The sequence below is a fragment of the Pseudomonas sp. C8002 genome (genome assembly GCF_013385765.1).
GTDB lineage: Bacteria > Pseudomonadota > Gammaproteobacteria > Pseudomonadales > Pseudomonadaceae > Aquipseudomonas.
This window is the reverse complement of sequence record NZ_JACAPJ010000013.1, coordinates 1-14,848: the sequence shown is the minus strand read 5'-3', so window position 1 is coordinate 14,848 and position 14,848 is coordinate 1. Positions and strand designations below refer to the sequence as shown.

The 14,848-nt window shown below is 60.8% G+C and carries 12 protein-coding genes; 11 read left to right on the top strand and 1 reads right to left on the bottom strand.

Annotation, left to right across the window (positions count from 1 at the left end; all coding sequences use genetic code 11):
* The first annotated feature begins 68 nt into the window (after positions 1-68).
* The 3 genes from glpK to glpD all read left to right on the top strand — a co-directional run bounded on the left by glpK (position 69) and on the right by glpD (position 4,136).
* The gene (gene glpK / locus HX814_RS20550) at positions 69-1,574 is read left to right on the top strand and encodes a glycerol kinase GlpK (RefSeq protein WP_063027424.1); all 1,506 of its coding nucleotides are present in this window, start codon (positions 69-71) and stop codon (positions 1,572-1,574) included.
* A gap of 94 nt (positions 1,575-1,668) precedes the next feature.
* Positions 1,669-2,424, top strand: a complete 756-nt coding sequence (locus tag HX814_RS20545) for a DeoR/GlpR family transcriptional regulator (RefSeq protein ID WP_003208723.1) — start codon at positions 1,669-1,671, stop codon at positions 2,422-2,424.
* A 173-nt stretch (positions 2,425-2,597) separates the two neighbouring features.
* The gene (glpD, locus tag HX814_RS20540) at positions 2,598-4,136 is read left to right on the top strand and encodes a glycerol-3-phosphate dehydrogenase (protein ID WP_008433488.1); all 1,539 of its coding nucleotides are present in this window, start codon (positions 2,598-2,600) and stop codon (positions 4,134-4,136) included.
* 48 nt (positions 4,137-4,184) lie between these two features.
* Here glpD and HX814_RS20535 read toward each other — a convergent pair whose 3' ends face one another.
* Positions 4,185-4,907 (bottom strand): tetratricopeptide repeat protein, encoded by a 723-nt coding sequence (locus tag HX814_RS20535; protein WP_003208726.1) that lies wholly within the window; start codon positions 4,905-4,907, stop codon positions 4,185-4,187.
* A 125-nt stretch (positions 4,908-5,032) separates the two neighbouring features.
* On the opposite strand from HX814_RS20535, the gene HX814_RS20530 reads away from it, so the two are divergent.
* The 8 genes from HX814_RS20530 to HX814_RS20495 all read left to right on the top strand — a co-directional run bounded on the left by HX814_RS20530 (position 5,033) and on the right by HX814_RS20495 (position 14,751).
* Positions 5,033-7,357, top strand: coding sequence for a TonB-dependent siderophore receptor (locus tag HX814_RS20530; RefSeq protein WP_177009858.1), 2,325 nt, complete (start codon positions 5,033-5,035; stop codon positions 7,355-7,357).
* Positions 7,358-7,693: 336 nt separating this feature from the next.
* Complete coding sequence (locus HX814_RS20525) at positions 7,694-8,620, top strand: glutamate/aspartate ABC transporter substrate-binding protein (protein WP_008433481.1); 927 nt, start codon at positions 7,694-7,696, stop codon at positions 8,618-8,620.
* Between the two features lie 195 nt (positions 8,621-8,815).
* Entirely contained in the window at positions 8,816-9,562 is a 747-nt protein-coding gene (locus HX814_RS20520) for an amino acid ABC transporter permease (protein ID WP_003208731.1), read from the top strand.
* Positions 9,562-10,233: an amino acid ABC transporter permease gene (locus HX814_RS20515; protein WP_003208733.1), complete on the top strand. Its 672-nt coding sequence runs from the start codon at positions 9,562-9,564 to the stop codon at positions 10,231-10,233. The genes HX814_RS20520 and HX814_RS20515 overlap by 1 nt, the downstream gene beginning before the upstream one ends.
* Positions 10,230-10,964, top strand: a complete 735-nt coding sequence (locus tag HX814_RS20510) for an amino acid ABC transporter ATP-binding protein (RefSeq protein ID WP_003208734.1) — start codon at positions 10,230-10,232, stop codon at positions 10,962-10,964. Before HX814_RS20515 ends, HX814_RS20510 begins: the two co-directional genes overlap by 4 nt.
* A gap of 200 nt (positions 10,965-11,164) precedes the next feature.
* Entirely contained in the window at positions 11,165-13,066 is a 1,902-nt protein-coding gene (locus HX814_RS20505; protein WP_177009859.1) for a sensor histidine kinase, read from the top strand.
* The gene (locus tag HX814_RS20500) at positions 13,063-14,403 is read left to right on the top strand and encodes a sigma-54 dependent transcriptional regulator (protein WP_003208736.1); all 1,341 of its coding nucleotides are present in this window, start codon (positions 13,063-13,065) and stop codon (positions 14,401-14,403) included. Before HX814_RS20505 ends, HX814_RS20500 begins: the two co-directional genes overlap by 4 nt.
* Positions 14,404-14,421: 18 nt before the next feature.
* Positions 14,422-14,751, top strand: a complete 330-nt coding sequence (locus HX814_RS20495; RefSeq protein WP_172834602.1) for a GlpM family protein — start codon at positions 14,422-14,424, stop codon at positions 14,749-14,751.
* The last annotated feature ends 97 nt before the right edge of the window (positions 14,752-14,848 follow it).

Genomic DNA, 14,848 nt, shown 5'->3' with positions numbered 1-14,848 from the left:
GACCGTACTGCCCTTTTGCGGCCCAGGCTGTTTACTGACTTCCCTATTCTCCGTCCAAGGCAATCGACATGACCGACATTCAGAATAAGAACTACATCATTGCCCTCGATCAGGGCACCACCAGTTCCCGGGCGATCATCTTCGATCGTGACGCCAACGTGGTCTGCACCGCCCAGCGTGAATTCACCCAGCATTACCCGCAAGCCGGCTGGGTCGAACATGACCCGATGGAGATTTTCGCCACCCAGAGCGCGGTGATGGTCGAGGCCCTGGCACAAGCCGGCCTGCACCATGACCAGGTCGCGGCCATCGGTATCACCAACCAGCGTGAAACCACCGTGGTCTGGGACAAAATCACCGGCCGTCCGATCTACAACGCGATCGTCTGGCAATGCCGCCGCAGCACCGAGATCTGCCAGCAGCTCAAGCGCGACGGTCACGAGCAATACATCAACGACACCACCGGCCTGGTCACCGACCCGTACTTCTCCGGCACCAAGCTCAAGTGGATCCTCGACAACGTCGAAGGCAGTCGCGAACGTGCGCGTAACGGCGAGCTGCTGTTCGGCACCATCGACAGCTGGCTGATCTGGAAATTTACCGGCGGCAAGACCCACGTCACCGACTACACCAACGCCTCGCGCACCATGCTCTTCAACATCCACACGCTGGAATGGGATTCGAAGATGCTGGAGATTCTCGACGTGCCGCGCGAAATGCTGCCGGAAGTGAAGTCTTCCTCGGAAATCTACGGTCGCACCAAAAGCGGTATCGCCATCGGCGGTATCGCCGGTGACCAGCAGGCGGCGCTGTTTGGCCAAATGTGCGTAGAACCGGGCCAGGCGAAAAACACCTACGGCACCGGCTGCTTCCTGCTGATGAACACCGGCGACAAGGCGGTGAAATCCAAGCACGGCATGCTCACCACCATCGCCTGCGGCCCGCGTGGTGAAGTGGCCTACGCCCTGGAAGGCGCCGTGTTCAACGGCGGTTCCACCGTGCAATGGCTGCGTGACGAGCTGAAGATCATCGCCGATGCCACCGACACCGAATACTTCGCCGGCAAGGTCAAGGACAGCAACGGCGTGTACCTGGTGCCAGCCTTCACCGGCCTGGGCGCTCCGTACTGGGACCCGTATGCCCGTGGTGCGCTGTTCGGACTGACCCGTGGCGTACGCGTGGATCACATCATTCGTGCAGCCCTGGAGTCGATTGCCTACCAGACCCGTGACGTACTCGATGCCATGCAGCAGGATTCCGGCGAACGCCTCAAATCCCTGCGGGTAGACGGTGGCGCGGTCGCCAACAACTTCCTGATGCAGTTCCAGGCCGACATCCTCGGTACCCAGGTTGAACGCCCACAAATGCGCGAAACCACCGCGTTGGGCGCCGCCTACCTGGCCGGCCTGGCGTGCGGTTTCTGGGGCAGCCTGGACGAACTGCGTGGCAAGGCGGTAATCGAGCGTCAATTCGAACCGCAGCTGGAAGAAGCAGCGAAGGAAAAACTCTACGCCGGCTGGCAGAAAGCAGTCAGCCGCACCCGCGACTGGGAACCCCACGAAGGCGCTGAATAAGCCAAGCGCCGGACGCGCATAGGGTTGTAACTGGCAGGGAGCAGATTCCTGCGTCATCATGGGCCACTTTTTACGGCAGCCCAAAGGACGCACCATGAATCTGCCTCCCCGCCAGCAACAAATCCTCGAACTGGTTCGCGAACGCGGCTATGTGAGTATCGAGGAAATGGCGCAGCTCTTCGTTGTCACCCCGCAAACCATCCGCCGCGATATCAATCAACTGGCGGAAGCCAATCTGTTGCGCCGCTACCATGGCGGCGCAGCCTATGATTCCAGCGTTGAAAACACCGCGTACGCCATGCGTGCCGACCAGATGCGCGACGAAAAACAGCGCATCGGCGAAGCCATCGCCGCGCAAATCCCCGATCACGCCTCGCTGTTTATCAACATCGGTACCACCACCGAATCGATCGCGCGTGCGCTGCTTAACCACAGCCACCTGAAAATCATCACCAATAACCTCAACGTCGCCATGATGCTGAGTGCCAAAGACGACTTCGACGTACTCCTGACCGGCGGCAACGTGCGCCGGGATGGCGGTGTGGTAGGCCAGGCCAGCGTTGACTTCATCAACCAGTTCAAGGTCGATTTCGCCTTGGTGGGCATCAGCGGTATCGATGAAGACGGCAGCCTTCTGGACTTCGATTATCAGGAAGTACGGGTTTCCCAGGCGATCATTGCCAATGCGCGCAAGGTGATCCTGGCGGCGGACTCCAGCAAATTCGGGCGCAACGCCATGATTCGCCTGGGACCGATCAGCTTGATCGATTGTTTAGTCACCGATCAGCAGCCGGTCCCGGCACTGGTGCAACTGTTGAATCAGCACAAGATTCGACTGGAAGTGGTGTAAGCCTATACAGGGGGAGTCCTGCCCCCTGATGTTCACAAATTTTCCTTTCTTCGCCCTTCGATCAGTATTTTCAATCGAAGCGGGCTGGCTGTACCTGCGTTTATAAGCTACCATTTTCGCAAATGAACATTTATGTTCGAATTCCAATACGAAAAAGATTGCGAGGCCAGCCGATGAACCCTTCTACCTTGCCTGCCCCACCGCTTGCCGAAGTCTATGACGTCGCCGTTATCGGTGGCGGGATCAATGGCGTCGGGATTGCAGCAGACGCAGCCGGTCGCGGTTTGTCGGTATTCCTTTGCGAAAAGGACGACCTGGCCAGCCACACTTCCTCCGCGAGCAGCAAGCTGATCCACGGTGGCCTGCGTTACCTGGAGCATTACGAATTCCGCCTGGTGCGCGAAGCCCTGGCTGAACGTGAGGTGCTGTTGGCCAAGGCCCCGCACATCGTCAAGCAGATGCGCTTTGTATTGCCCCACCGCCCGCACCTGCGTCCGGCATGGATGATTCGCGCCGGCCTGTTCCTGTATGACCATCTGGGCAAGCGGGAAAAACTCGAAGGCTCCAAGAGCCTCAAGTTCGGCCCCGACAGCCCGCTGAAAAGCGAAATCACCAAAGGCTTCGAATACTCCGATTGTTGGGTCGACGACGCCCGCCTTGTAGTACTCAACGCCATGGCTGCGCGGGAAAAGGGTGCGCACATCCACACCCAGACCCGTTGCGTCAGCGCACACCGCAGCAAAGGCCTGTGGGAAATGAACATGGAACGTGCCGACGGCAGCCTGTTCTCGATCCGCGCCCGAGCGCTGGTGAACGCTGCCGGCCCGTGGGTGGCCAAGTTCATCAAGGATGACTTGAAGCTGGATTCGCCCTACGGCATCCGTCTGATCCAGGGCAGCCACCTGATCGTACCGAAGCTGTATGAAGGCGCCCACGCGCACATCCTGCAGAACGAAGACCAGCGTATCGTCTTCACCATTCCGTACCTGAATCACCTGACCATCATCGGCACCACCGACCGCGAATACACCGGCGACCCGGCGAAAGTGGCGATTACCGAAGGTGAAACCGACTACATGCTCAATGTGGTCAACGCGCACTTCAAGAAACAACTGAGCCGCGATGACATCGTGCACACCTATTCCGGCGTGCGCCCGCTGTGCAACGACGAGTCCGACAACCCGTCGGCCGTGACCCGCGACTACACCCTGGCGCTGTCCGGCACCTCGGGCGAGGCGCCGTTGCTGTCGGTGTTCGGCGGCAAGCTGACCACCTACCGCAAGCTGGCCGAATCGGCGATGGCACAACTGGCGCCTTACTTCACGCAGATGCGCCCAAGCTGGACGGCTACAGCCACCCTGCCCGGCGGCGAAAACATGAGCACGCCAGAAGCCCTGGCCGATGCAATCCGTAGCAAATACGACTGGGTGCCGAGCGAGATTGCCCGTCGCTGGTCCACCACTTACGGCAGCCGCACCTGGCGCCTGCTGGAAGGCGTGCAATCGCTGGCGGACATGGGTGACCACCTCGGTGGCGGCCTGTACACCCGCGAAGTCGATTACCTGTGCGCTGAAGAATGGGCCACTCAGCCCCAGGACATCCTGTGGCGCCGCAGCAAGCTGGGCCTGTTCACCACGCCGCAGGAGCAGGAGAACGTGCAGCGTTACCTGTCCAAGGTTGAGCACAACCGCGGCAAGATCGAAGCGGCCTGATCAGCTCGACGTAAAAAAGCCCCTGCACCGAAAGGTCCAGGGGCTTTTTCATGCCTGCAGATGACGCTGATAGCGCAGGCCCATTTCACGAATCCCGCTGAAGGCAGAGCCCAGCAACACGGGATAAGCCGCCTGCAAAAAGCCCGGTGTGGCCGTCGCGAGGGCCCGCTCCAACCATAGGCAGGCCTGCACTTCGTCGCCGTCGTGAGCCAGCTCCGCAGCATGGTTGTATTGCCCGCGGAAATCCCCGGCCTCGGCTGAGCGCTGATACCACTGGCGCGCCAGTTGAACATCCTTGGGCACTACCACGCCTTCATGGTGGAACCGACCCAACAGGTTCATCGACTTGGCGTGCCCCTTGGCCGCAGCCTGGCGGAACAGTTCATATGCCGCGACAAGGTCACGCTCCACACCACGGCCACGCGTCAGCAACTGGCCGTAGTTATACAAACCCCAATCCAGCCCCAGATCGGCAGCCTTGCGGTAATGCCGCGCACTGTCTTCCAAGTCGACCTCGCAGCCCCAGCCATTCTCCAGGCAGCGCCCGATCATGTTGATTGCCATGGGGTGACGCTGCCGCGCAGCGATGCGAAACCAGCTCAACCCCAGCGCCTCATCCTTCTGCACGCCACGACCGTCGAGCAGCAGCTGGGCCAGGGTCGCCTGTGCGTCGGCATCTCCCAGCTGTGCCGCATGCATCACCCAGCGCACATAGGCACGCGGGTTATCACCGATATCCGAGGGCTCGCTGCCTGGCTGTGCGCTCTGCATTCCTGCCCCGAGTAGCGATCAAGGACCGCAAAAAGTTTCATGATTTATTTGGTTACAAAGTATTACATTTGAGATCGCTTATCAATTACGATCGCATCTCACTAACACTAACAAGAGATTACTCAATGGCTACCGGCATCAGTTCTGCCCCCCTCTCATCGCGGCATTTGCTCGCGTCGGCAGTGGGCCTGGCAGTGGCTGCGCAAGGAGGATTCAGTTACGCGGCGGAGCCCGCACCAGAAGACAACACAGGGGTCATCCAACTCGGCGCGACCAGCATCGAAGGCCAGGCCCCGAGCCAGAGCGTCTACAACCCTGTGGCGCCTTCTTCCCCCAAGTACACCGAGGCCCTGCGCGACACGCCGCAGACCATCACGGTGGTGCCCAAGGAAGTCATTCATGACCAGAACCTGCTGACCCTGCGCGACGTGCTCAGCACCGTGCCGGGGATCACCTTCGGGGCCGGCGAAGGCGGCAGCGGGTATGGCGACAGCATCAACCTGCGCGGCTTCTCCGCCAGCGGCGACATCTACGTAGACGGCGTGCGTGACAGCGCGCAGTACAGCCGAACCGACCCGTTCAACCTGGAGCAGGTCGAAGTCGTCAGCGGCGCAAGTTCGGTGTATTCCGGCTCCGGCGCGGTCGGTGGCACCATCAACCTGGTGAGCAAACAGCCGGAATTACGCGACAAAACCACCATCAGTGCGGGCATCGGCACCGATAACTACAAGCGCACCACCCTGGACACCAACCAGACGCTGAACGACACCACCGCGTTCCGCCTGAACCTGATGGCCCATGGTAACGACGTGCCTGGCCGCGATTATGAAGATTACGAACGCTGGGGCATCGCGCCCTCCATCGCCTTTGGCCTGGGCACGCCGACACGTGTCACCGTCAGTTATGAGCACCAGAAAGACGACAACACACCGCAATACGGTATCCCGATCTACAACGGCAAGCCCATGCCGGGCGTGGGTTGGAGTGACTACTACGGCTACCACAACATCAATGACCAGCAAATCACCTCGGACTCGTTCAGCCTGAAGCTCGAACACGACTTCAACGACGCCGTGTCCGTGCGCAACTTCACCCGCGTCGAGCGGGTGCGCCAGGACCTGCGCGCTTCCGGCCCCGAAGGTGCATTGACCGGCTGCCTGGCCAGCGGCACCCAGATCACCGGCGCCCCTTGCGCCGCAGGCCTGCAGCCAGGCTACTTCCAGCCAAGCGGCGGCTCACTGGGTAACGAGCGCAACACCCAGAACAAGATGTTCACCAACCAGACCGACGTCACCAGCCACTTCAGCACCGGGTTCATCGACCACACGCTGGTGACCGGCATCGCCATCAGCCGCGAGGAATACGAGGCGGATACCGGTAAATGGCTGACCAACGCCAACGGCAGCACCATCGTCCCACCACCGGTCAGCTACAGCGATCCGAACTCCGAATGGTCCGGCCCCGTCAACTTCACCCGGGCCGCCCACATTGACGGCGCGCTGAACAACCGCGCCGTCTATGCCTTCGACACGCTCAAGCTCAACCCACAGTGGGAAATCAACGGCGGCCTGCGTTACGAGCACAACGCCGGCAGCTCGGTGACCAATGCCTATTCCAGCACTGGCGTGGAAACGCCCGGCACTCGCTACGGCCAGGCGGATGACCTGACCTCCTACCGCCTGGCGCTGGTCTACAAACCGGTGGAAAACGGCAGCTTCTATATCGCCTACGGCAACAGCAAGACGCCGTCCCAGGCCAGCGTCAATGGGGGTTGCTACACCCCGGCCAAAAGCTCAAGCATCGCCACCAACAACTGCGATGTTTCCCCGGAAACCGCCGTCAGCTATGAGATCGGCACCAAATGGGACCTGCTCGACAACGCCCTGTCGCTGACGGGCGCGATCTTCCGCAATGACCGCACCAACTATAAAGTCGCCGACAATGACCCGAGCAACCTGAGCGGCACCCAGACCCTCGACGGCAAGGCACGTGCAGACGGTGTGGCGCTGGGCCTGAGCGGCCAACTTACTGACCGCTGGAAAGTCTTCGCCAACTACACCTACCTGAACACTCGTGTGCTGCGCAGCGCCAGCGATTACACCCTGGCGACCACCGGCATCGACGTGCAGAAAGGCGAGCCGCTGACCTTCACCCCCAAACATGCAGCCAGCATCTGGACGGTGTACGACCTGCCCTACGACTTCCAGGTGGGCTACGGCATCACGGCGCAAACCAAGCAGTATCTGGTCAGCGCCGCCAACTCGCCGACTTCGCCCGGCTATGCGGTGCAGCGTGCGATGCTCGGTTACAAGGTCAACAAACAGTTGAACCTGCAGCTGAACATCAACAACCTGTTCGACAAGGAGTACCTCACCCGTATCCGCAACAACGGTTGGGCAGTGCCCGGCGATGGCCGCGCGGCAGTGGTGTCGGCCGACTATACGTTCTGACAGAGCCACACCCAAAAGCTCCGGGAGCCACACTCCCGGGGCTTTTTCATGGGCGATACAGGCCCACGCCACCATTCGGTTTTCCGAACGCCATAGCTCAACCTATTCGGTTTGCCGGACCCAAACAGGAGAAAAAACCCGTAACACAAAGTTAATCTCTATATAAATCATATGGTTAACCTTTTATTTCTGGTCTGGCACGACTCATGCTCTACACTCGTAGGCGATTGCCTGAGGCGCCTCAGGAGCCGTCACAGGCTTTCGCAGTACTGTTTATATAAAAACGTGGCCGTCCCAACCGGTCTCATAAAAAAAACAAATGTCGAGGAAGTATTGATGCGCATCGTTCCCCATATCCTGGGCGCAGCTATCGCTGCTGCTCTGATCAGCACTCCAGTTTTCGCCGCCGAACTCACCGGCACACTGAAGAAAATCAACGACTCCGGCACGATCACTCTCGCTCACCGCGACAGCTCCATTCCGTTTTCCTATATCGCGGATGGTTCGGGCAAACCCGTGGGCTACTCCCACGACATTCAGCTGGCTATCGTTGAAGCCCTGAAAAAAGACCTGAACAAACCCGACCTGAAGACCAAGTACAACCTGGTCACCTCGCAAACCCGTATCCCGCTGATCCAGAACGGCACCGCGGATATCGAGTGCGGCTCCACCACCAACAACGCCGAGCGCGCCCAGCAGGTTGACTTCACCGTCAATATCTTCGAAATCGGCACCCGCCTGCTGGTCAAGAAAGACAAGGAAGGCAAGCCGTCCTACAGCGATTTCGCCGACCTGAAAGGCAAGAACGTCGTGACCACGGCCGGCACCACGTCCGAGCGCATCATCAAGGCGATGAACGCCGACAAGCAGATGGGCATGAACGTCATCTCCGCCAAGGACCACGGCGAATCCTTCCAGATGCTGGAAAGCGGCCGCGCCGTTGCCTTCATGATGGACGACGCGCTGCTGGCCGGTGAAGAAGCCAAGGCCAAGAAGCCGGACGACTGGGTCATCACCGGTACTCCACAGTCCTTCGAAGCCTACGCCTGCATGGTTCGCAAAGACGACCCAGCCTTCAAGAAGGCCGTGGATGATGCGATCGTCGGCCTGTACAAGTCCGGCGAGATCAACAAGATCTACAGCAAGTGGTTCGAGAGCCCGATCCCACCAAAAGGCCTGAACCTCAACTTCCCGATGAGCGACAAGGTCAAGGATCTGATCGCCAACCCAAGCGACAAGCCAGCGCCTGACGTAAAAATCTGATACCTGACTAAGCTTATGTCCTGAGGGAGCCAACCCTCCCTCAGGCGTCTGTTGCTACCTGCTGGCTTTAATTTTGGAACACTCGACCTGGCGGTTTTCGAGCCGATCGCGTGTGCCTGGCGTTCACCGTCGGGCGGGAAAGGATCTTCCCCAAGCGGGTGCTTGTACATCGATCGATCTCGAGGGGAGACCCTAATGAATTACAACTGGGACTGGGGCGTGTTCTTCAAGTCCACCGGCGTGGGCAGCGAGACTTATCTCGACTGGTACATCGCCGGCTTGGGCTGGACCATTGCCATCGCCGTCGTGGCATGGATCATCGCCTTGCTGCTGGGGTCCATTCTGGGCGTCATGCGCACCGTGCCAAACCGCATCGTATCGGGCATCGCGACCTGCTACGTGGAACTGTTTCGCAACGTACCGCTGCTGGTTCAGCTGTTCATCTGGTATTTCCTGATACCCGACCTGCTGCCGCAGAACCTGCAGGACTGGTACAAACAAGACCTCAACCCGACCACCTCGGCCTACCTGAGCGTTGTCGTGTGCCTGGGCCTGTTCACCGCTGCCCGGGTGTGCGAACAAGTGCGTACCGGCATCCAGGCGCTGCCACGGGGCCAGGAATCCGCCGCACGCGCCATGGGCTTCAAGCTGCCGCAGATCTACTGGAACGTGCTGCTGCCCCAGGCCTACCGGATCATCATTCCGCCGCTTACCTCGGAATTCCTCAACGTCTTCAAGAACTCCTCCGTGGCGTCCCTGATCGGCTTGATGGAACTGCTGGCGCAAACCAAACAGACCGCCGAGTTCTCGGCCAACCTGTTCGAGGCCTTCACCCTGGCCACGCTGATCTATTTCACCCTGAACATGAGCCTGATGCTGCTGATGCGCGTGGTCGAGAAGAAAGTCGCCGTGCCCGGCCTGATCTCCGTGGGGGGTAAATAATGGACTTCGATTTCAGCGGCATCATCCCCGCCATCCCGGGCCTGTGGAACGGCATGGTCATGACCTTGCAGTTGATGGTCATGGGCGTGGTCGGCGGCATCATCCTGGGTACGATCCTCGCGCTGATGCGCCTGTCGTCCAGCAAACTGCTGTCGCGCCTGGCCGGCGCCTACGTGAACTACTTCCGCTCGATCCCGCTGCTGCTGGTGATCACCTGGTTCTACCTGGCGGTGCCGTTCGTGCTGCGCTGGATCACCGGCGAAGACACCCCGATCGGTGCGTTCACCTCCTGCGTCGTGGCCTTCATGATGTTCGAGGCGGCTTACTTCTGCGAAATCGTGCGGGCCGGCGTGCAGTCGATCCCCAAGGGCCAGATGGCCGCGGCGCAAGCGATGGGCATGACCTACGGCCAGACCATGCGCCTGATCATCCTGCCCCAGGCGTTCCGCAAGATGACCCCGTTGCTGCTGCAACAGTCGATCATCCTGTTCCAGGACACCTCGCTGGTCTACACCGTGGGCCTGGTGGATTTCCTCAACTCCGCCCGCTCCAACGGCGACATCATCGGCCGCTCCAATGAGTTCCTGATCTTCGCCGGTGTCGTCTACTTCATCATCAGCTTTTCCGCCTCGCTGCTGGTCAAGCGTCTGCAAAAAAGGTTTGCCGTATGATCTCTATCAAGAATATCAACAAGTGGTATGGCGACTTCCAGGTGCTGACCGATTGCAGCACCGAGGTTAAAAAAGGCGAAGTGATCGTGGTGTGCGGGCCGTCCGGCTCGGGCAAATCGACCCTGATCAAGTGCGTCAACGCCCTGGAACCGTTCCAGAAAGGCGACGTGGTGGTCGATGGCACCTCCATTGCCGACCCGAAGACCAACCTGCCGAAACTGCGCTCGCGCGTTGGCATGGTGTTCCAGCACTTCGAGCTGTTTCCGCACCTGACCATCACCGAAAACCTGACCATCGCGCAGATCAAGGTGTTGGGCCGCAGCAAGGAAGAAGCCACCAAGAAGGGCCTGCAACTGCTGGAGCGCGTCGGCCTGTCGGCTCACGCCCACAAGCACCCGGGCCAGCTTTCCGGCGGCCAGCAACAGCGTGTGGCGATTGCCCGTGCGCTGGCGATGGACCCGATCGTCATGCTGTTCGACGAACCGACCTCGGCCCTCGACCCGGAAATGGTCAACGAAGTGCTCGACGTGATGGTGCAGTTGGCCCAGGAAGGCATGACCATGATGTGCGTGACCCACGAAATGGGTTTCGCCCGCAAGGTAGCCGACCGGGTGATCTTCATGGACGCCGGCAAGATCATCGAAGACTGCCCGAAAGAGGAATTCTTCGGCGACATCAGCGCCCGCTCCGAGCGTGCGCAGCACTTCCTCGAGAAAATCCTGCAGCACTAAAAGCACCACTGCTCCCCAGTGAAAACCGGGCTTGTGTGGGAGCTGGCTTGTGTGGGAGCCGGGCTTGCCCGCGATGCAGGCGCCTCGATGTGTCAGTTACACCGAGGTGATGCAATCGCAGGCAAGCCAGCTCCCACACAAGTCTGCTCCCACACGTGACCGCGCAAGCTGGCAGCTCTGGTTGACCCAAGGCATCTGTGATGAAATGCGACCCCAACCTCTTTCGCGCCGCGCCGCCATCACTTGCCGTGAAGCCTCGTCTGATTCGCCAATTGTTCCTGCCGCCGCTGATCATCGCCCTGATGATCGGACTGGGTTACGTCGGCTTCTGGATCAGCGAGTTCTATGGGATCCGCACCCTCAGCGATACCGGCGAACGCCAACTGGAATTGCACGCCCGCACCGTCGAGAGCGAACTCAGCAAATACACCTACCTGCCCAGTCTCCTGGAGCTGGAATCCAGCGTCTCCAGGCTGTTGGCCGACCCGAATCAAGAAACCCGCAAAACCGTCAACGACTACCTCGAAGGCCTGAACCGGCGCAGTCGCAGCCGGGCGATCTACGTGATGGACACCACCGGCCGTGTGCTGGCGACCAGTAACTGGCGCGATGCCGACAGTTACCAGGGTGAAGACCTGTCCTTCCGTGCCTATTTCCAGAATGCGGTGCGCGGCCAGCCCGGCCGGTTCTACGGCATCGGCAGCACCAACGGCGAACCCGGCTATTACCTGGCCCATGGTCTGGAAGAGCACGGCAAGATCATCGGCGTCGCCGTGGTCAAGGTACGCCTGGAAGCGCTGGAAGAGCGCTGGCAGCGGGCGCGCCTGGAGGCCTTCGTCAGTGACGAGAATGGCATCATCATTCTCTCCAGCGACCCGGCCCGTCGCCTCAAGTCCGTGCGGCCATTGAGCGATGACACCAAGGACCGCCTTGCCCACAGCCTGCAATACTACTGGGCGACGCTCAACGAGCTGGAACCACTGGCCCGCGAGCGCCTCAACGAAGGCACCGAGAAGTTGACCTTCCCGGCCAACAGCGAAGTGGTGGCCGACGAGCATGAGGTCAGCTACCTGGCCCAGACCCGCCCGCTGAACGACACCCCCTGGAATTTCACCCTGCTCACCCCGCTGAACGACCTGCGCCGGGCCGCCATCAACCAGGGCATACTGGTGGCCGTAGCCTTTGCGCTGGTGGCATTCCTGCTGATTGCCTGGAACGAGCGCCGCAAGGTGATTGCCACCCGCCTCGCCGCCCGGGAAGCCCTGCAGGAAGCCAATAACCAGCTGGAGCGACGGATTGCCGAACGCACCACCGACCTGCGGGCCAGCAACGAGCGGCTCAAGAGCCAGATTCGCGAGCGGCGCCAGGCCGAGGAAACCTTGCGCCGGGCCCAGGACGAACTGGTGCAGGCCGGCAAACTCGCGGCCATCGGCCAGATGTCCACCAGCATCGCCCATGAATTGAACCAGCCACTGGCCGCCCTGCGTACCCTGTCGGGCAACACCGTGCGCTTCCTTGAGCGTGGGGCGCTGGACACCGCCAGTGCCAACCTCAAGACCATCAACGAACTGATCGACCGCATGGGTCGCATCACCGCCAGCCTGCGCTCCTTTGCCCGGCGTGGCGATGACCAGGGCGAAGCCAATCTGGGCAAGGCGGTGGACGCTACGCTCCAGATCCTCGGCAGTCGCCTGGAGACCCTGCCGCTGACGGTGCACCGCCACTTCAGCAGCGCGCAGTTGCAGATCGACCAGACACGCCTGGAGCAGATCCTGGTCAACCTGATGGGCAACGCCCTGGACGCGATGCAGGCGCAACCGGCCCCCGAACTGTGGCTGGAAGGCGACATCGCCGACGGCAAATATCGCCTGCGGGTGCGCGATAACGGCCACGGGATTGATCCCGAGACCCGCAAGCATTTGTTCGAACCGTTCTTTACCACCAAACCCGGCGAACAAGGCCTGGGCCTCGGCCTGACGCTGTCGGCCAGCCTCGCGGCGGCGACCGGCGGCAACCTCGCCGTCGAGCATCCGGCCAGCGGTGGTACTGCCTTTGTCCTGAGTTTGCCGCTGGCGAGCCCTCAACAAGTCGAGTCGAAATGAACGCAGAAAAAACCACCGACCTGACCGTCCTGATCGTCGAAGACGACCCCCATGTATTGCTCGGCTGCCAGCAAGCCCTGGCCCTGGAAGACATTCCCAGCGTGGGCGTGGGCAGTGCCGAAGAAGCCTTGACCCTCGTCGGTGAAAACTTCGCCGGCATCGTCATCAGCGATATTCGCCTGCCGGGCATCGACGGCCTGGAGTTGCTGACCCGGCTCAAGGCCCTGGATAAAAGCCTGCCGGTGGTGCTGATCACCGGCCACGGCGATATCTCCATGGCCGTGGGCGCGATGCGCAACGGCGCCTATGACTTCATGGAGAAACCCTTCTCTCCCGAGCGCCTGGTGGACGTAGCCCGCCGCGCCCTGGAACAACGCGGTTTGGCCCGGGAAGTCTGGTCGCTGCGCCGGCAACTGGCCGAGCGCGATTCGCTGGAAGGCCGGATCATCGGTCGCTCCCCGGCCATGCAGAACCTGCGGGAATTGATCGCCAACGTCGCCGACACCTCGGCCAACGTGTTGATCGAGGGCGAGACCGGCACCGGCAAGGAATTGGTCGCGCGCTGCCTGCACGATTTCAGCCGGCGCCACTCCCACCAGTTCGTCGCCTTGAACTGCGGCGGCCTGCCGGAGAACCTGTTCGAAAGCGAAATCTTCGGCCACGAAGCCAACGCGTTCACCGGTGCCGGCAAGCGCCGCATCGGCAAGATCGAACACGCCCACGAAGGCACGCTGTTCCTCGACGAAGTGGAAAGCATGCCGATGAACCTGCAGATCAAGCTGCTGCGGGTGTTGCAGGAACGCACCCTGGAACGCCTGGGCTCGAACCAGAGCGTGGCGGTGGATTGCCGGGTGATCGCCGCGACCAAGTCCGACCTCGACGACCTGAGCCGCGCCAACCAGTTTCGCAGCGACCTGTACTACCGCCTCAACGTGGTGACCCTGGAACTGCCGCCGCTGCGTGAACGCCGCGAAGACATCCTGCAGTTGTTCGAACACTTCCTGCAGCAGTCGTCGCTGCGTTTCGACCGCACCGCGCCGGACCTCGACAACCAGACCCTGTCCAGCCTGATGAGCCATGACTGGCCGGGCAACGTGCGTGAACTGCGCAACGTGGCCGAGCGGTTTGCCCTCGGTTTGCCGGCGTTCAAGAAGAGCGGCGCCAGCAGCGGCAACCATGGGCTGGCCTTTACCGAAGCGGTGGAGGCGTTCGAGCGCAACCTGCTCAACGATGCCTTGCAACGCAGCGGCGGCAACCTGACCCAGGCCAGCCAGGAACTGGGGATGGCCAAGACCACGTTGTTCGATAAGGTCAAGAAGTACGGGCTGAGCCACTAGGAGCGCATTGTGGATTTATTGTTGAAGGCGGCATTGGGTGCGGGGGTGGTGTTGATTCTGGCGGCGCTGGCCAAGACCAAGAACTACTACATTGCAGGGTTGGTGCCGCTGTTTCCGACGTTCGCGTTGATTGCGCATTACATTGTCGGCAAGGGTCGGTCGGTGGAGGATTTGAAGACCACCATCGTGTTCGGGATGTGGTCGATCATTCCGTACTTTGTGTACCTGGCGACGTTGTATGTGATGGTTGACCGGATGCGCCTGGAGGCTTCGCTGGCGGTGGCGGCGGTGGCGTGGTTGATGGCGGCTACGATTTTGGTCAGCGTTTGGGTTCGGGTACACGCCTGACATACACCTATCAAAGATGCGGAGCCGGGTGGGTGTGTATATCCGTTATTTAGGTAACGGCCGCTTATGGTTCCGCTCTTACAGCGGCTCACTTTTG

What these genes read in the sequence shown, in the direction of transcription:
- HX814_RS20535 (WP_003208726.1), bottom strand. Translation starts at nt 4,907, where the DNA reads ATGCAGAGCGCACAGCCAGGCAGCGAGCCCTCGGATATCGGTGATAAC.
- HX814_RS20520 (WP_003208731.1), top strand. Translation starts at nt 8,816, where the DNA reads ATGAATTACAACTGGGACTGGGGCGTGTTCTTCAAGTCCACCGGCGTG.
- glpD (WP_008433488.1), top strand. Translation starts at nt 2,598, where the DNA reads ATGAACCCTTCTACCTTGCCTGCCCCACCGCTTGCCGAAGTCTATGAC.
- HX814_RS20525 (WP_008433481.1), top strand. Translation starts at nt 7,694, where the DNA reads ATGCGCATCGTTCCCCATATCCTGGGCGCAGCTATCGCTGCTGCTCTG.
- glpK (WP_063027424.1), top strand. Translation starts at nt 69, where the DNA reads ATGACCGACATTCAGAATAAGAACTACATCATTGCCCTCGATCAGGGC.
- HX814_RS20515 (WP_003208733.1), top strand. Translation starts at nt 9,562, where the DNA reads ATGGACTTCGATTTCAGCGGCATCATCCCCGCCATCCCGGGCCTGTGG.
- HX814_RS20510 (WP_003208734.1), top strand. Translation starts at nt 10,230, where the DNA reads ATGATCTCTATCAAGAATATCAACAAGTGGTATGGCGACTTCCAGGTG.
- HX814_RS20505 (WP_177009859.1), top strand. Translation starts at nt 11,165, where the DNA reads ATGAAATGCGACCCCAACCTCTTTCGCGCCGCGCCGCCATCACTTGCC.
- HX814_RS20545 (WP_003208723.1), top strand. Translation starts at nt 1,669, where the DNA reads ATGAATCTGCCTCCCCGCCAGCAACAAATCCTCGAACTGGTTCGCGAA.
- HX814_RS20530 (WP_177009858.1), top strand. Translation starts at nt 5,033, where the DNA reads ATGGCTACCGGCATCAGTTCTGCCCCCCTCTCATCGCGGCATTTGCTC.
- HX814_RS20500 (WP_003208736.1), top strand. Translation starts at nt 13,063, where the DNA reads ATGAACGCAGAAAAAACCACCGACCTGACCGTCCTGATCGTCGAAGAC.